The sequence below is a fragment of the Marinobacter sp. genome (assembly GCF_014859525.1).
GTDB lineage: Bacteria > Pseudomonadota > Gammaproteobacteria > Pseudomonadales > Oleiphilaceae > Marinobacter.
Genome location: NZ_JACUUB010000056.1, coordinates 1 through 17609 on the forward strand (window position 1 = coordinate 1; position 17609 = coordinate 17609).

Below are 17609 nucleotides of genomic sequence, written 5' to 3' on the forward strand. Positions count from 1 at the left end.
TCACTCCATCCCCAACTTCTTCAACCGATACCGCAACGCCCGAAAACTGATCCCCAGCCGCTTCGCCGCCGCCGTCTTGTTCCACCGGGTTGCCTCCAGCGCCTTCTCAATGGCCTGTCGCTCAATGCTCTCCAGGTAGCCTTCAAGATCTATCTCCCCCTCGGGGACGGCAGCCGGTTGCGTGTCACTTTGATCCAGCGCGGGGTGTACAGAACCAACTGGCACAGTGCCGCCACCAAGATGCAAGTCGGCCGCATCAATCAGATCTTCATCGCACAGCGTAAACGCCCGCTCCAGAATATTTTCAAGCTCCCGCACGTTCCCGGGAAAGTCATAGCCCTGCAAGCGTTCGATAGCTGCCGCGGTCAGTCTGGCCGGGTCGCATTCGTATTCCTGCGCAATTCTTCTCAAAATGTGATCGGCCAACACAGGAATGTCGCCTGCGCGCTCCCGTAGCGGTGGCACGGCGAGCTCAATCACGTTAATGCGGTAAAACAAATCCTGGCGAAAGCTGCCTTCCTGTACCAGTTCTGGCAAGTTTTTGTGGGTCGCGCTGAGCACGCGAATGTCGACCGGGAGTTCTTTGGTGTCACCCACCGGGCGAACCGCCTTTTCCTGTATCGCCCGCAGCAGTTTTACTTGCATAGCCAGGGGCAGATCCGCTACTTCGTCCAGGAACAATGTGCCACCGTCGGCGCTGCGGAACAGACCGTCCTTGTTCTCGACGGCCCCGGTAAAGCTGCCTTTCTTGTGGCCGAAGAATTCGCTTTCCATGAGTTCAGAGGGGATGGCACCGCAGTTGACGGCAACGAACGGGCCTTCAGCTCGTGGCCCTTGAAGGTGGATCATTCGGGCGACCAACTCTTTACCGCTGCCGGACTCACCGCTGATAAATACCGGCGCCTGGCTGCGGGCCAGTTTTCGGGTCTGGTTGCGGAGTTTGCGCAACTCGGGTGATTCGCCCAGCAGCAGGCCGGGTTCGTCGGTGTCGGCGCTTTTCTGAATGTCGGGTTTTGAGAGCTTCAGGGCGCTGTTCACCAGCTCCCGCAGCCGGGGCAGTTCCAGAGGTTTGGACACAAAATCAAAGGCGCCGGCCTTAAGCGATTCGATAGCGGTGTCCATGCTGCCATAGGCGGTGATTACCGCCACCGGTGTACAAGGCGCGTTTTGTTGAATCCAGTGCACTAACTCAATGCCGTTTCCATCGGGCAGGTTCATGTCGGTGAGGCAGAGTTGCGGTTTGTGCTGTTCCAGAAGCGCCCGGGCAGTGGTCAGGTCTGGGGCTGTATAGATGGTAATTCCCATACGGGCCAGAGTGATTTCCAGAAGGTCCCGGATATCCGGTTCGTCATCAACGATCAGCGCAGTTTGATTGGTCATTATCCGTCTTCGGTTCCCTGTTGAATTGCAAACGCCCGATGGCCCGTGTTTGGTTTATATCATTCGCCCCGGATGAGCGAAGGTAATACGAAAGCGGCAGCCAAGTTGTTTGTCTTCGATCAGCGACAAGTGCGCCTGGTTGGCTTCGCACAGCTCCCGTGCCAGGTATAGGCCAAGCCCAGTACCGGCTTTGTCGGTGGTAAAGAACGGCTCGAACACCGAGTTTCGGTTTTCCGAGGCAATGCCCGGGCCAAAATCCCGCACATCTACATAAGCTCGCCGCCCATCCGGCGTGGCCCCTGCGATTAATTGTATCCTGTTTTGCCCAGTCTGCTGTTTGCTGTAGCGCAACCCATTGTCACACAGGTTAACCATAACCTGCTCGATTTGGCTTCTGTCGAATCGTGCAGGTGGGATGTTCTTCTCGGTCAACAGCTCGATGATCGTTTCGGTACCATCGTCCTGAGTTTGCTGAAACTCATTCTGAAATTCCGCCAGCCAGTCTTTGACGTCTACCTGCTCGGACTTCGCCGCCCTGCGACGGGACAGGTCAAGTACGTTCTCAATAATGCCGTTCACCCGTTTGGAATGCCGACGGATGATGTCCAGCATCTTGCGATCACCTTGATCCAGATTGGGCGATTCTTCCATCAGCTGAGCCGCATGACTGATCGCGCCCAAAGGGTTTCGGATTTCATGGGCAATGCCTGCCGTCAGGCGCCCGAGCGAGGCCAGCTTCATCTGCTGGGCTTGCTGGGTCACTTTGCTCATGTCCTCGATAAACACCAGAATCTGATCACCCCGCTCCTGGTCCAGCTGGGTAAAGTTTGCTTGCAGCAGGGGTGAGGTTGAGGAAGCCTGAAACGGTTCGATGCGCATGTTGGTATTTTTAAGCCAGAGTTCGAGTCCTCGTTTAAGCGGTCGTGGCAGTATACGGGGCATGTGCGCCGGGGCGCTTTCATCAGCTGCGGCACCATATAAAAGCTCTTCTGCGGCTGCATTAGCGAGACGGATCTGGCCAAACCGGTCGAGCACCAGAATGCCCGTGCGCATACGCTGTATTATCTGCTGATTGATTTGCTCGAGCTCAACAATGCTTTTAGCCCGGCTGGATGCCAGGGCTTCGCTACGGATCATTCGGCGGGAAATGCCCTGCAGGATAAAAGCGGCGGCGAAGTAGAGAATACCCAGAGAGCCGGCGCGCACGATGTCATCCGCGGACTCATTGATGGCTAGCACGGCCCAGCCGGAGATCCCTAATGAGCAAATGGCGGCCAGTGCAGCGTAAAAGGTGCCCATCCGGCTTGGCGTGAGTATGTTGCCGGCGGCCACCGAAACGATAACGAGGTTGGCAAGGCCGTTGGTGATGCCGGTACTGGCAAGCAATAGCGCGTGCATTACCAGGATGTCGAGCAATACGGATAGGGTGATGTGTCTTTGCCGGGGCTGAAAGCCCGCAAACAGGACCAGGCCAATAAAGGCGTTGATCGCAAGATAAGAAACCACGCCTGCCTGATAATAGTCCAACCATCGGAACTTGATGTCAGTGGTGAAGGGGTCAACAAACAACAAGCCCATCAACATCAGGCTGATCACTACCCGATAGTGATTGTAGATTCGGAACAATCGGGTCTGCTGGCGCTGTGCCGGAGGGCCGAACGCCGAGCGGGGAGGGGAGTGTTTTGGTGTGTCTGTTGCCATAGGTGCCGTTATCTGCCGTCTGTCAGGAGAAATCCCGGTGCTTGCGGGGTTATAATAGCCTTTTAACGGCAACAAGTTACAGGAGCCTTGAACATGACGGTACCCGGTAAGACCTCTGCGGATTCAGCCTCCGCCCGCAAATTGCGGGTGGTTATGGCCCAACTGGATTTTCTGGTGGGGGATATTCCCGGCAATACCGAATTGATCATTCAGGCCGCCAGAAAGGCCTATGATCAGCACCAGGCTGATCTTGTAGTGTTTCCGGAACTGTGTCTGACCGGTTACCCGCCTGAGGACCTGCTGCTTAGGCCGAGCCTGGATCTGCGTGTCGATGAGGCCCTGCAGCATTTGCAGCAAGCAGACCTTGCTCCGGCCATTGTGATTGGTGTGCCGCTGCGTTTCGCTGGCCTGCTCTACAATGCAGCGGTGGTCATAGCAGCAGGCGAGATTAAGGGCCGGTATTTCAAACGTTGCCCGCCCAATTACCAGGTATTTGACGAGAAACGTTACTTTGCCGAGGGCACGGAGAGCCTGATTCTCACTATCAAAGGGGTTCCTGTGGGTATTACTGTGTGCGAGGACCTCTGGAAAGACGGCCCCCTTGAAGACGCCGCAGCTGCAGGGGCCAAGTTGATCCTTAACCTAAATGCATCGCCCTACGATATCGACAAGCAGGTCCGGCGCAAAGCACTGCTGGCGCGAAAAGCTTCGGAGAACCGGGTCAGTGTGGTGTATGTGAACCTGGTTGGCGGTCAGGACGAGCTGGTTTTTGATGGCGGCTCTATGGTGTACGACCACTCCGGCACTCTGGCGGTTGAAGCGCCACAGTTTGTGGATGGCTTGTTCCCAGTGGATTTCCTCTGCGAGCATCACTGCCAGCCGGTTTCGGCACCGTTGCCTCCAGAGCCTACGCTGGAGGCCAATGTCTACAACGCACTTGTCACAGGCGTGCGGGATTACGTAAACAAAAACGGCTTCAAGTCGGTGGTGCTGGGGTTGTCGGGGGGTATTGATTCGGCTGTTACTCTGGCGGTGGCGGTGGATGCCCTTGGTAAAGAACGGGTTCGTGCGGTAATGATGCCGTTCCGATACACCTCCAGCGCCAGCCTTGAGGATGCGGAAGCCCAGGCCGCAGCACTTGATGTTCACTATGACGTGTTTTCCATTGAGCCGATGTACGATACGTATATGGCCACCCTTGCACAGCCGTTTGAAGGCACTCAGCCCGATACTACCGAAGAAAACCTGCAGGCGCGTCTTCGCGGTGTGTTGCTGATGGCACTGTCTAATAAGTTCGGCTCCCTGGTGTTGACCACGGGCAACAAAAGTGAAATGGCGGTCGGCTATTCCACATTGTATGGCGATATGGCCGGCGGGTTTGATGTGCTCAAAGACGTGCCGAAAACCCTGGTGTTCCGTTTGGCGTGGTACCGCAACACGCTGTCGCCTGTGATCCCGGAGCGGGTGATCACCCGGCCGCCCTCAGCAGAGTTGGCACCGGACCAGAAAGACGAGGACAGCTTGCCGGGTTACGATATTCTTGATCAGATTTTGCACCTGTACGTGGAGCGGGACTACAGCGCTGAAGCGATTGTTGCCGAGGGTTTCGAGCGAGCTGAGGTGGAGCGGGTCACTCGGCTGGTTGATATCAACGAGTATAAGCGGCGACAGGCGCCCATCGGGGTGCGTATTACCGAGCGAGGCTTTGGCAAGGACCGACGTTATCCGATCACCAATGGCTGGAAGATTGGTTACTGAGCTGGGCGAGAGTGTGAGAGGCAAAAAAGGGCCGGATGATCATCTCATTCGGCCCTTTTTTGCGGCCGTCATTTATTCGTCGCCGATCAGACCGAACGTGATGACGTTGGTGAGTGAACGGTTCTGGCGCCGCAACCGGTCAGACTGGAAATCGCCATTCTCGTCAAACGCGTCGCTGCTGGGGAAGTTGGTGCGTAGGGTGGCGATGGCATCGCTGGCGCCCTTTTTGATGTCCATAAACCGGAACGTATCGGCTAGCAGAATCAAAGCTTCTTCGACAGCCGGTGATGACGGGTAGTTTTCAACCACATAGCGAGCCCGGTTGTTGGCGGCAATGTAGGCTTCGCGCTTGATGTAATAGCGCGCCGCGTGCAATTCCAGTTCGGCCATCCGGTTACGCACGGCAATCATCCGCTGGCGGGCATCGGGAGCGTATTCGCTGTCGGGGAAACGATTCAGTAGCTGCGAGAAATCCCTGAAGGCCTGTAACTGTTCGCCTGGATTTCGGGCCGCGACATCAATCGCGAAATATCGGGCTGCCAGGCCAATGTCCAGGTTGTAGGATGCCAGTCCGCGCATGTACAGCGCGTAGTCCAGATGGTCGCTTTGAGGGTTTAGCCGCATAAACCGGTCAGCGGCCGCCCGGGAGCCCTCGAGGTCCAGGTTCTGGTAGCGGGCATAAATCAGGTCAAGCTGGGCCTGCTCAGCATAGCGACCGAACGGGTAGTAGGTTTCCAAAGCGTCAAGATTCTGCTCGGCTTCATTGAAGTTACCCGAGTTCATGGCCTGGCGAGCATTGTCGTAATAGGTTTTTTCCGGCAGCACTTCCACGTCTTTCTGGGAGGCGCAGCCAGCGGCAAGCGCAATGATTGTGGAAAGTAGCAGTAATCGGACAACTGATCTCATGCCGGAATCCCGTATAATGGTCAAACTTTGAGTCGATTGGCCATTGTAACGGGGAAGGCTGTCTATGTGCAGTGTTTACCGGATGTTCATGGCACAATCTGACCGAAACGTAACATCGCCACCGCTGGGGTGGCATGGACTGCTCTCATGAAACTGGCGAAACGAGGCTGAATGTCTTCCGATAACCGAATTACTGGCCGCTACAAGATTCCCCCGGAACTTAGCGACAAACGCCTGGACCAGGCCGCCGCTGAACTGATTCCCGAGCACTCCCGCTCACGCCTTCAGTCCTGGATCAAGAACGGAGCCCTGACCGTGAACGGGGCAACCCGCAAGCCCAGAGACAAGGTGATGCTGGATGACGTGCTGGATCTGGACGCGGAGCCGGAAGCGCAGGTGACCTGGCAGGCCGAGCCCATCACCCTGGACATCGTCTACCAAGACGAGCATTTGTTGGTCATCAACAAGCCTGCTGGCCTGGTGGTACACCCCGCTGCAGGGCATGCCGACGGCACCCTGGTAAACGCGTTGCTCAACGTCGCCCCGGAAGTGGAGAACCTGCCAAGGGCGGGCATTGTTCATCGGCTGGATAAAGACACCTCCGGCATCATGGTGGTGGCGCGCAGCTTGATTGCCCACACCTCCCTGGTGGATCAGTTGCAAACCCGCACCATGGGCCGCGAATACGAAGCGGTGGTGGTCGGTTCGTTAACCGGTGGTGCCACCATCGAAGCCCCCATCGGCCGGCATCCACAGGACCGCAAGCGCATGGCGGTGGTGTCCTCTGGCAAACCAGCGGTCACCCATTATCGCCTGATCGAACGTTTCGCCGCCCACACCCATATTCACTGCAAACTCGAAAGCGGCCGAACCCATCAGATTCGTGTTCACATGACCCACGTGCGACACCCCTTGGTGGGCGATCCGGTCTACGGTGGCCGCCTGCGCCTGCCGAAGGGCACCACTGAGGAGCTCCGGCAGGCATTGGCCGCGTTTCATCGCCAGGCACTGCACGCAAGAAAGCTCACCTTGCAGCACCCGGAAACCGGAGAAACCCTGAGCTGGGAAGTGCCGTTGCCAGAAGACATGGTTCAGCTGATCGATGCCCTTAGAAAACACGTCAAAGAACTGGAAGATAATGATTTCTGAGCGGGACCTTCTAAGGCCTGTCTGGCAGGCGCCCAGTCACATTAAGGCGCTGTGCACCACCCGAAAAGGCGGTGCAAGCCTGCCACGCTGGTGCAGTTTGAACCTCGGCAGTCATGTGGGCGATAACCCCGAACAGGTCGCCGAGAACCGCCATCGACTGGCCGATTTCACCGGTCTGTCCGCCGGCAACCTCGGTTGGCTCAACCAGGTCCATGGTACGGATGTGGTGGAATTGACCCCAGCCAACGTAAGCGTCGTGACTACCGCCGACGCCAGTTACACCCACCATCCGGGGATCGCCTGCGCTATCCTCACCGCCGATTGCCTGCCTGTCATACTTACCGATGCTGAAGGTTCCGTTGTTGGTGCAGCCCACGCCGGTTGGCGCAGCCTGTGTGGCGGCGTGCTCGAAAACCTGATCACCGCCATGGCCGTGCCACCCGCCGATCTCCGTGCCTGGCTCGGCCCCGCCATCGGCCCCGACAACTTCGAAGTAGGCCCGGAAGTCCGGGCGGCTTTTGTGGAACAAAACCCGGAAGCTGCCGACGCGTTCACTCAAGCCGGCGCCCGCCCAGGGCGTTTCATGGCGGACATCTACCAATTGGCGACCCAGCGCCTGAATAAAGTCGGAGTCTTGTCTGTTTCTGGTGGAGGCCTTTGCACGGTTAACGACAAAGACAGATTCTATTCCTACCGAAGGGATGGCCAGACTGGGCGTATGGCAACGCTGGTGTGGTTGAAGTCCGAATAGCCAGTTCATTAAACAATGATCGTTGTTGCGGAATACCACTCCGAGAGTCCGGGGCAAGAATAGCCGCCAACCTCCCAGAACTGTCTGCAGCAGGGATGCTGCAGCCAAGCCTACAGGGAAGTATTCACGGCGTGTTCTGGGAGGTTGGCGGCTATTCTTGCTATCTGCCAAGTAAAGCAGCTCACAACTGACACCCGTCAAATTTCTGACGATTTCGCCGTCGACCAGCTTGAAGTCCCTCAACATGCCCCTACATTGAATAACAACGCAATCAGAATACCCGCGCCACCCAGGCAAGCCCGGTATTCGAAGAAATTTGGGGAACAGAAAGCATGAGAATCGACAAACTCACCAGTAAGCTGCAAAGCGCCCTGGCCGATGCGCAATCCATTGCAGTTGGCAAAGATCATAACTTCATCGAGCCCGTCCACCTGATGCAGGCTCTGCTCGACCAGCAAGGCGGCTCCATTAAACCGCTGCTCAAACAGGTGGGCGTAGAACCCGGCCGCGTGCGTCAGGCCATTGCCAAAGAAATCGAAAACCTGCCCGAAGTACAAGGCAACGCGGGCGACGTCTCCATGTCTAACGACATGGGCCGCCTGTTTAACATCTCAGACAAGTTGGCCCAAAAGCGGGGCGACCAGTTTATCTCCAGCGAGCTCATCTTGCTGGCTGCTGTCGAAGACCGTGGTTCCCTTGGCCGAGTGCTCAGAGAACAGGGCGTCGACAAGGCAGCGCTGGAAAAATCCATTGATGAGGTACGAGGCGGCGAAAGCGTTAACGACGCTGGTGCTGAAGAAAATCGCCAAGCCCTGTCGAAATACACCGTCGACCTCACTGAGAGAGCCGCCGCTGGCAAGCTTGATCCGGTTATCGGCCGGGATGATGAAATCCGTCGCACTATTCAGGTGCTTCAGCGTCGCCGAAAGAACAACCCGGTGTTGATTGGTGAGCCGGGCGTTGGCAAAACCGCGATTGTCGAAGGCCTCGCCCAGCGCATTGTGAACGGCGAAGTTCCAGACAGCCTGAAAGATAAAAAGGTGCTCTCGCTGGACATGGGTTCTCTTATTGCCGGCGCCAAATTCCGTGGAGAATTTGAAGAACGCCTGAAAGCGGTGTTGAACGAACTGTCCAAGCAGGAAGGGCAGATCATCCTGTTCATCGACGAGATTCATACCATGGTGGGTGCCGGCAAAGCCGAGGGCTCCATGGACGCGGGCAACATGCTTAAACCGGCATTGGCCCGTGGTGAATTGCACTGCGTGGGTGCTACCACTCTGAATGAGTACCGCGAAAACATCGAAAAAGATGCGGCCCTGGAGCGTCGGTTCCAGAAAGTGCTGGTGTCTGAGCCTAACGAGGAAGACACCATCGCCATTCTTCGTGGCCTCAAAGAGCGCTACGAAGTGCACCATGGTGTTGAGGTGACTGACGGCGCCATCATTGCCGCCGCCAAATTGTCACACCGCTACATTACCGATCGGCAGCTGCCGGACAAGGCCATTGATCTGGTGGATGAGGCGGCCAGCCAGATCCGCATGGAAATGGACTCCAAGCCAGAAGCACTCGATCGTCTGGAACGCCGGTTGATTCAGCTGAAAATTGAACGGGAAGCGCTGAAGAAAGAAACGGACCCGGCGTCCAAGAAACGTCTGGAAGAACTTTCGGCGGTGATTGGCAGTGTCGAGCATGAATACGCCGACCTTGAAGAAATCTGGAATACTGAGAAAGCGGCGCTGCACGGTTCCCAGAAGATCAAAAGCAAGCTGGAGCAGGCGCGAATTGAGCTGGAGAATGCCCGCCGTGCCGGCGATCTGGGGCGGATGTCGGAACTCCAGTACGGCACCATTCCTGAGCTGGAGCGTCAGTTGGACATGGCTAGCCAAGCCGAAATGATGGAAATGAAGCTGCTGCGTAACCGGGTGACCGACGAGGAAATCGCCGAGATCGTGTCCAAGTGGACCGGCATTCCCGTGTCGAAAATGCTCGAAGGCGAACGCGATAAACTGATGCGGATGGAAGAAGCCCTGCATGGCCGGGTAATTGGCCAGCATGAGGCGGTCGAGGCGGTATCTAACGCCGTGCGCCGTTCCCGTGCCGGGCTGTCGGACCCGAACCGGCCAAATGGCTCATTTCTGTTCCTGGGCCCAACCGGGGTGGGTAAAACCGAGCTGTGTAAAGCCCTGGCATCGTTTTTGTTTGATACTGAAGAGGCCATGGTTCGCATCGATATGTCTGAGTTTATGGAGAAACACTCCGTGGCCCGCTTGATTGGTGCGCCTCCAGGCTACGTGGGTTATGAAGAAGGTGGTTATCTGACCGAGGCAGTTCGCCGCAGGCCCTATTCGGTGTTGCTGTTGGATGAGGTTGAAAAAGCCCATCCGGACGTGTTTAACATTTTATTGCAGGTGCTGGACGACGGTCGCCTTACGGACGGCCAGGGCCGCACGGTAGACTTCCGTAACACCGTGATCGTGATGACCTCCAATCTGGGCTCGCACATCATTCAGGAGAAAGCCGGGGTAGAGAACTACGAGGATATGAAATCTGCGGTGATGGAAGTTGTCGGTACCCACTTCCGGCCGGAGTTCATTAACCGTGTTGATGAGGTGGTGGTGTTCCATCCGCTGGCACAAGACCAGATCCAGGGCATTGCGCGTATTCAGGTCGATAATCTGGCGAAGCGCCTGAAGGACCAAGACATGAAGCTGGAGCTGGACTCGGAAGTCATGCAATTGCTGGCAGATGTCGGGTACGACCCGGTCTACGGTGCGCGCCCCCTCAAGCGTGCGATCCAGCGAATGATTGAAAATCCGCTGGCACAGAAGTTGTTGCAAGGCGAGTTTGTGTCAGGAGACACCATTCTCGCCACGGTGCAGGAGCATCAACTGGTGTTTGCCAAAGCTTGACAGGCAGGCAGCCGCCGCCAATAAAAAGGGCCAGGTCACGGCAGTGATCTGGCCCTTTTCTTACGCGTTGAGAATCAGGGTTCAGCGTTGTGCTGGCGCCGCGGTCTCTGGCCCGCAATTCTCTGCGGCGACTTCTTCCAGTCGGCGGCGCTGATCAGCAATCTCTTCAGTGCTGAGGTAGCGCATCTCTCCGTTCTCCTCAATCTGAATTCTCGCGTTGCTGCGAATGATGTCCAGATTGGAACGTGCCGTGGCGCAGTTAGCCTCCCGTTGTTTACGGCGGGCTTCTTCAACGGCGCTTTCCTCGCGTCGCTGTTGCCGTTCCTGTTGCTGCTCCTGTAGCTGGTTCAGCTGTTGCTGTGGGCTTTGGCGCTGATTGCCTGAACTCTGGCTGGTACCGGAGCGAACATTAACCTGTTCGGAGTTCTGGCCAGTTGGCTGACGATCACCAAAGTGAGTTACGCCGCTGTCATCGGTCCATTTATAAACGGAGGCAGCGCCTGCAAAGCCGGGCGTTGCGGCCACCAGAATGGTCAGCATCAGGATTTTTCGATTCATGTCTTTACCCGTTTCTAGTCTACAACCTGGAGATATCATGCCATTGGAATGGTGAATTTTCTCCTGCCTGGTTCAAAACTCTAGCACCTTTATTTTTGCCAGTATGGCAGAGTGTCGGGGAAATTGGTCGTAATTAAGCCACAGCGCCTATTGACAGTGAGTTTCCCGCTGTCAGAATTACCGATTGCCTGAAGACTGGGGTCAATACGGCAGGCAATCCCGAGCGAGTATCCCCCGTTAATCACCACACTGAGTTCGCCACGCGTTGGCGGGCACTGGTTGTTGCTTACGTGCAACCCGTTGATTGGCCGCTCTCCGCAACCCTCAGGAGGGCGGCTGGCCAGGAGACAACCTCTTATGAATAGTGTGGAGGAGTATGCCGGTTCCGCTTCCATAAGAAGCAGAGTAACCGTGAATCCAGGCAACCGGGGCGTAACCCGGCTCATTCACTCGTAGAAGAGGGTAGAAAATCGTGGAGTTATTGTCTGGCGCCGAAATGCTGATCCGCTCCCTTAAAGATGAAGGGATCGAATACATATACGGCTATCCGGGTGGTGCAGCCCTTCATATTTATGATGCGCTGTTCAGGCAGGATGAAGTCAAACATATTCTGGTGCGGCACGAGCAGGCGGCGGTTCACATGGCCGACGGCTATGCCCGGGCAACCGGAAAGCCAGGTACCGTTCTGGTGACTTCTGGTCCTGGTGCCACCAACACCATTACCGGCATTGCCACCGCCTTTATGGACTCCATTCCTATGGTAGTTCTGTGCGGTCAGGTAGCCTCAACCTTGATTGGTGAAGACGCCTTCCAGGAAACCGACATGCTGGGCGTATCCCGGCCGGTGGTGAAGCACAACCTGAGTGTGCGTCACCCGGAAGAAATTCCTGAGGTGATTCGCAAGGCCTACTACATTGCAGCGACTGGCCGTCCTGGCCCGGTTGTGGTCGATATTCCCAAGGATATGACCGCGCCGAACGAGCGCTTTGAGTATTCCTATCCTAAGAAGGTCAAGCTGCGCTCCTATAACCCGGCTGTTCGCGGTCACGCCGGCCAGATCAAGAAAGCCGTTGATATGCTGATGGCGGCCAAGCGTCCGGTTATTTACGCCGGCGGTGGCGTCATTCTTGGCAAGGCATCCAGCCAGTTAACGGAGCTGACCCGCGCGCTGGGCTTCCCGATCACCAACACGTTGATGGGTATTGGTTGTTATCCTGCGACCGACAAGCAGCACATCGGTTGGCTGGGTATGCACGGCACCTACGAAGCCAACATGGCTATGCACCATTCAGATCTGATTCTCTGTGTGGGGGCGCGCTTTGACGACCGGGTAACCAACGCTACGGAGAAGTTCTGTCCGGGCGCACGGATTATTCACATCGACATAGATCCAGCCTCGATCTCCAAGACCATTGACGCCGACGTGCCCATTGTTGGGCCGGTCGATGCGGTCCTGAAAGAAATGATCTCTCTGGTCAAGGAAAGCAAAGAAAAACCGGATGCAGATGCACTGGCGTCGTGGTGGAAACAGATCGAAGAATGGCGTGCGTTCCACGGGATGCGCTACGAGACCAGCCCAGACGTTATCAAGCCGCAGGAAGTGGTCGAGATGCTCTGGAAGCTCACCAATGGTGACGCCTTCGTGACCAGCGATGTCGGTCAGCACCAGATGTTTGCAGCCCAGTACTACAAGTTCGACAAGCCCAATCGCTGGATCAACTCCGGTGGCCTGGGCACCATGGGCTTCGGCCTGCCCGCCGCCATGGGCATCAAACTGACCCATCCGGATCACGAAGTCTTGTGCTTCACCGGTGAGGGCAGCATTCAGATGAACATTCAGGAGTTGTCCACCTGTAAGCAATACGATCTGCCGGTGAAAATTATCAACCTGAACAATCAGGCGCTGGGTATGGTCAAACAGTGGCAGGACATGAACTATGAGTCCCGTCACGCGGAATCCTACATGGAATCCTTGCCGGACTTTATCAAGCTGGCAGAAGCCTATGGCCACGTTGGCGTGCGCATTGATCGCAAAGAAGACCTCGAGCCCAAGCTCAAGGAAGTTCTGGCGATGAAAGACAAGTTGGTGTTTGTTGATATTTATGTTGACCGCTTTGAGCACGTGTACCCGATGCAGGTTGCTCGTGGTTCCATGAAAGATATGTGGCTCAGCAAAACGGAGAGGGTGTGATCATGCGTCGAATCATTTCTGTTTTGCTGGAAAACGAGCCGGGCGCTCTGTCGCGGGTGGTTGGGTTGTTCTCTCAGCGCAATTACAATATCGAGACACTGACGGTTGCGCCGACCGAAGACGAAACACTGTCTCGCCTGACGGTCACTACCACAGGGTCAGACAAGGTGATTGAGCAGATCACCAAGCAACTGAACAAACTGATCGAAGTGGTCAAACTGGTGGATCTGACCGAAGGCGCTCACATCGAGCGGGAGCTGATGCTGGTCAAACTCAAAGCCACCGGTTCACAGCGTGCGGAGATCAAGCGCACTGTGGATATTTTCCGTGGCCAGATTGTGGATGTGACCAGTTCCGTCTACACCGTGCAGTTGGCCGGGAACAGTGAAAAGCTCGATGGCTTTATACAGGCGGTAGGTACGTCCGGAATTCTGGAAGTGGTGCGCACCGGTGTATCGGGTATCGCGCGGGGCGAAAAGGTGCTAAGCCTTTGACGGCTATCCTAAAAATTTGAACATCATGGCCTTGTCAGGTCATTAATTAATAGTAGAGGTTTCTCATGCAGGTTTATTACGATAAGGATTGTGATCTTTCCATCATCCAGAGCAAGAAAGTCGCCATCCTCGGTTTTGGTTCACAGGGCCACGCCCACGCGTGCAACCTGAAAGATTCGGGTGTTGATGTGGTAGTTGGTCTGCGCCCGGGTTCTTCTTCCATTGCCAAGGCAGAAGCTTATGGCCTGAAGACCAGTGATGTGGCGTCTGCTGTTGCTGGTGCCGACGTTGTCATGGTGCTGACTCCGGACGAGTTCCAGGCTCAGCTGTACCGCGACGAAATCGAACCGAGCCTGAAGCAGGGGGCCACTCTGGCCTTTGCTCACGGTTTTGCGATCCACTACAACCAGATCGTGCCGCGTAAAGATCTCGACGTCATCATGATTGCGCCGAAGGCGCCAGGCCACACCGTGCGCACCGAGTTCACCAAGGGTGGTGGTATTCCTGATCTGATCGCGATCTTCCAGGACGCATCCGGCAACGCCAAGAACCTGGCCCTGTCCTACGCCAGCGGTGTGGGTGGCGGTCGTACCGGTATCATTGAGACTACCTTCAAAGACGAAACCGAAACCGATCTGTTCGGTGAGCAGGCGGTTCTGTGCGGTGGTGCGGTTGAGCTGGTTAAAGCTGGTTTTGAAACCCTGGTTGAAGGTGGCTATGCGCCGGAAATGGCCTACTTCGAGTGTCTGCACGAGCTCAAGCTGATCGTTGACCTGATGTACGAAGGCGGTATCGCCAACATGAACTACTCCATCTCCAACAACGCTGAGTACGGTGAATACGTCACTGGCCCGGAGGTAATCAACGAGCAGTCCCGCGAAGCTATGCGCAACGCACTTAAGCGCATCCAGAGCGGAGAATACGCCAAGATGTTCATCTCTGAAGGTGCGCTGAACTATCCATCCATGACCGCTCGTCGTCGTCAGAACGCGGCTCACGAAATCGAAGTTGTGGGTGAGAAGCTGCGCTCCATGATGCCGTGGATCTCCGCGAACAAGATCGTTGATAAAGATAAAAACTGATTCGGGATTTCCGGTTCGGTTTAGAAAGCGCGGCCCTAGTGGCCGCGTTTTTCGTATATACTCCGCTCAAATGCTTTCCGGAGTTTGTGGAATGACTGAAGAAAATAAATCTGGTGAAAAACCTGAGCCGAAGAACGGCGCCGATCTCGTGATCGCGGCTGGCGAAGTGGTCGAGGAAGAAGTCGTTGAGGGTGCCAAGGTTCGCCGTAAAGGCATCTATTTGCTGCCCAATGCGCTGACCACCGCCTCCCTGTTTTCCGGGTTCTATGCCATTGTCTCGGCGGCTAATGGTGTGTTTGACAACGCTGCCATTGCGATCTTTGTGTCCATGATACTCGATGGTCTCGATGGCCGCGTCGCGCGGATGACCAATACTCAGAGCAAGTTTGGCGAGGAGTATGACAGCCTGGCGGATATGGTCGCCTTTGGGGTTGCGCCCGGCATGGTCGCGTTTTTCTGGGCGCTTAACGGGCTCGACAAAGTAGGCTGGGCGATCACGTTTATCTATGTGGCCGGTGCAGCCTTGCGCCTGGCCCGTTTCAATACGCAGATTGGTTCTGTCGACAAAAAGGTTTTTGTGGGGCTGCCAAGCCCGGCTGCTGCAGCTTGTGTGGCCGGTTTGGTCTGGTGTTTTCATCTTTACGAGCCGGCTACCTGGCTCACCCTGTTGTCGATCGTCGTTGTGGGTGGTTCCGGGGTGCTGATGGTCAGCAACGTTCTGTACCGCAGTTTTAAAGATCTGGATATGCGGGGGCGCGTGCCGTTTGCGGCCATTTTATTGGTGGTGCTGATACTGGTGGTGATCGCTGTCGACCCGGCCACCGTACTGTTCACAGCATTCCTGATTTATGCGCTGTCTGGTCCGGTACGAGCGTTATTCAGATACAAGTCAAAGCGCGCCTGATCGATAATGCAAGCCCGCCCGGCGCTCGTCGGGCGGGAATTTCTCCAGGAATGGCCGGTCAATGATCTAAACCGAATTCGCTGGAGTTGCCCATGCTCATCAAACGGCGCCCATCCTGGGCACTGCCTGAATCCGAAGTTACCCCGAAGTCTATCTACCTGAATCGCCGTCGCTTCATGACCGGTACGATTGCGTCTGCTGCATCGCTGGCCCTTCCGGGGTTGCTGCAAGCAAGCGAAACGTCTTCTGCAACCAGACCGCTGGATTATCGCGCCGCACCAAAGTTTTCAACAGATGAGAAGAAAACGCCGTTAGACGCAGTAACCCGCTATAACAACTTTTACGAATTCGGTACCGACAAGGGTGATCCGGCGCGGTACGCAGGCGAAATGTCGGTTGATCCCTGGTCAGTCGATGTCGAGGGCGAGTGCGGCCGCCCCGGGCGTTATTCGCTGGAAGATCTGTTAAAGCCCCATGACTATGAAGAGCGGATTTACCGGCTGCGTTGTGTTGAAGCCTGGTCAATGGTGATCCCTTGGGTTGGCGTTCCGCTGGCTGCCGTTTTGAAGCAGCTGGAGCCCACGTCGCGAGCCAGATACGTCTACTTTGAAACGCTGCATGATCCAAAACAAATGCGCGGGCAGCGGTCGTTGTTCAGCACCATTGAGTGGCCCTATCGTGAGGGATTGCGTATGGATGAAGCGATGAACGAATTGTCTTTTCTTGCCGTTGGACTGTACGGCGAGACTTTGCCAAACCAGAACGGCGCACCTATTCGATTGGTGGTCCCCTGGAAATACGGCTTCAAAAGTATCAAGTCTATCGTCCGTATTCGATTTATGGAGGAGCAGCCGAAGACGAGCTGGGAAATGATCGCCCCGAACGAGTATGGTTTCTATGCCAATGTTAATCCCGATGTGGATCATCCGCGCTGGAGCCAGAAGAGAGAGCGTCGCCTGCCTTCGGGTGTGTTGCGGCCAAACTGGATCGAAACCGCTAAATTTAACGGCTATGCAGAACAGGTGGCACATCTTTATAAAGAGATGGATTTGTCCAGGTTCTATTGATGGCAGCGATTAAGCGTCACGCCGTGATCATAATTGTCAGTAAGTGGGTGCTGTTTTTTGCTGCATTGTTGCCACTGGGGTTTATTTTAGAAGATGTGCTTAACGGGGGTATCGGCCCTGACCCCGGTCAGGCAATCACTGAACGCTTGGGTTTGGCGGCTTTTCAGCTGTTGTTACTGACTCTGGCGATCACGCCGTTGAGGCAAGTCACAGGATGGAGTGGCTGGCTGCGCTTCCGCCGGATGTTGGGGTTGTTCGCGTTCTTTTATGCCGGACTGCATATCCTGGCGTTTTTACAGTTGCTTCTGGGGTGGAGTGACCTTTGGACGAGCTTTACCCGGCGCCCTTACATCATCGCGGGCGCGACCGCGTTCGTGCTAATGGTCCCATTAGCGGCGACATCCACCAGGGCCACGATGAGGCGCGTTGGCCGGGCTTGGAAGCCGCTGCACCGTCTTATTTATCCAGCGGCGGTGCTGGTCTGGGTGCATTTTCTCTGGCAGGCCAGAAGCGACATCACTGAAATGGTGATCTACGGGGCAATTTTGTCGCTGTTGCTGCTGTTAAGGATCTATTGGTTTGGTTTAGCCACGTTAATCCCGCTCAGTCGTCGCTCAAGATGAGCAAAAATTACCCAGCCTGATGGTGGATTGATCAAAGAAGTAGGTGGAAACCGAAGTGGCTGGTTTATTTTTCCGATCAGTCGTTGACTCCTCAGCCAAGGTCTGTAGAATGCGCATCTCGCTTGAGGGTCAGGCC

Annotated in this window: 14 protein-coding genes; 10 read left to right on the forward strand and 4 right to left on the reverse strand. The window is 55.8% G+C overall.

Going from position 1 to position 17609, the window contains the following annotated elements; translation table 11 throughout:
* The gene (locus IBX51_RS11225) at positions 1-1380 is read right to left on the reverse strand and encodes a sigma-54 dependent transcriptional regulator (RefSeq protein WP_291831330.1); all 1380 of its coding nucleotides are present in this window, start codon (positions 1378-1380) and stop codon (positions 1-3) included.
* A 54-nt stretch (positions 1381-1434) separates the two neighbouring features.
* Positions 1435-3081 carry an ATP-binding protein gene (locus tag IBX51_RS11230; RefSeq protein WP_291831331.1) on the reverse strand — a complete coding sequence of 549 codons (1647 nt, stop codon included), beginning with the start codon at positions 3079-3081 and terminating at the stop codon, positions 1435-1437.
* A 93-nt stretch (positions 3082-3174) separates the two neighbouring features.
* On the opposite strand from IBX51_RS11230, the gene IBX51_RS11235 reads away from it, so the two are divergent.
* The gene (locus tag IBX51_RS11235) at positions 3175-4839 is read left to right on the forward strand and encodes an NAD+ synthase (RefSeq protein ID WP_291831332.1); all 1665 of its coding nucleotides are present in this window, start codon (positions 3175-3177) and stop codon (positions 4837-4839) included.
* Positions 4840-4911: 72 nt separating this feature from the next.
* Here the strand turns inward: IBX51_RS11235 and IBX51_RS11240 are convergent, their stop codons facing one another.
* Positions 4912-5745 carry an outer membrane protein assembly factor BamD gene (locus IBX51_RS11240; RefSeq protein WP_291831333.1) on the reverse strand — a complete coding sequence of 278 codons (834 nt, stop codon included), beginning with the start codon at positions 5743-5745 and terminating at the stop codon, positions 4912-4914.
* Between the two features lie 171 nt (positions 5746-5916).
* Here IBX51_RS11240 and rluD point away from each other — a divergent pair, with 171 nt between their 5' ends.
* From rluD to clpB, 3 genes are all read left to right on the forward strand, one after another.
* Complete coding sequence (gene rluD, locus IBX51_RS11245) at positions 5917-6894, forward strand: 23S rRNA pseudouridine(1911/1915/1917) synthase RluD (protein WP_291831334.1); 978 nt, start codon at positions 5917-5919, stop codon at positions 6892-6894.
* On the forward strand, positions 6884-7645 hold the full coding sequence (gene pgeF, locus IBX51_RS11250; RefSeq protein ID WP_291831335.1) for a peptidoglycan editing factor PgeF: 762 nt from the start codon (positions 6884-6886) through the stop codon (positions 7643-7645). Before rluD ends, pgeF begins: the two co-directional genes overlap by 11 nt.
* Before the next feature lie 332 nt (positions 7646-7977).
* On the forward strand, positions 7978-10554 hold the full coding sequence (gene clpB, locus IBX51_RS11255; protein WP_291831336.1) for an ATP-dependent chaperone ClpB: 2577 nt from the start codon (positions 7978-7980) through the stop codon (positions 10552-10554).
* A gap of 81 nt (positions 10555-10635) precedes the next feature.
* On the opposite strand, the gene IBX51_RS11260 is transcribed toward clpB, so the two are convergent.
* Entirely contained in the window at positions 10636-11112 is a 477-nt protein-coding gene (locus tag IBX51_RS11260) for a DUF4124 domain-containing protein (protein WP_291831337.1), read from the reverse strand.
* Positions 11113-11584: 472 nt separating this feature from the next.
* Here IBX51_RS11260 and IBX51_RS11265 point away from each other — a divergent pair, with 472 nt between their 5' ends.
* The 6 genes from IBX51_RS11265 to IBX51_RS11290 all read left to right on the forward strand — a co-directional run bounded on the left by IBX51_RS11265 (position 11585) and on the right by IBX51_RS11290 (position 17473).
* Positions 11585-13303 (forward strand): acetolactate synthase 3 large subunit, encoded by a 1719-nt coding sequence (locus IBX51_RS11265; RefSeq protein ID WP_291831338.1) that lies wholly within the window; start codon positions 11585-11587, stop codon positions 13301-13303.
* A gap of 2 nt (positions 13304-13305) precedes the next feature.
* Positions 13306-13797 carry an acetolactate synthase small subunit gene (gene ilvN, locus IBX51_RS11270; RefSeq protein WP_044387392.1) on the forward strand — a complete coding sequence of 164 codons (492 nt, stop codon included), beginning with the start codon at positions 13306-13308 and terminating at the stop codon, positions 13795-13797.
* A gap of 65 nt (positions 13798-13862) precedes the next feature.
* On the forward strand, positions 13863-14879 hold the full coding sequence (gene ilvC / locus IBX51_RS11275) for a ketol-acid reductoisomerase (RefSeq protein ID WP_291831339.1): 1017 nt from the start codon (positions 13863-13865) through the stop codon (positions 14877-14879).
* A gap of 91 nt (positions 14880-14970) precedes the next feature.
* Complete coding sequence (pssA, locus tag IBX51_RS11280) at positions 14971-15783, forward strand: CDP-diacylglycerol--serine O-phosphatidyltransferase (protein WP_291831340.1); 813 nt, start codon at positions 14971-14973, stop codon at positions 15781-15783.
* Between the two features lie 92 nt (positions 15784-15875).
* Entirely contained in the window at positions 15876-16850 is a 975-nt protein-coding gene (gene msrP, locus IBX51_RS11285; RefSeq protein WP_291831341.1) for a protein-methionine-sulfoxide reductase catalytic subunit MsrP, read from the forward strand.
* Complete coding sequence (locus IBX51_RS11290) at positions 16850-17473, forward strand: sulfite oxidase heme-binding subunit YedZ (protein ID WP_291831342.1); 624 nt, start codon at positions 16850-16852, stop codon at positions 17471-17473. The genes msrP and IBX51_RS11290 overlap by 1 nt, the downstream gene beginning before the upstream one ends.
* Positions 17474-17609: the final 136 nt, after the last annotated feature.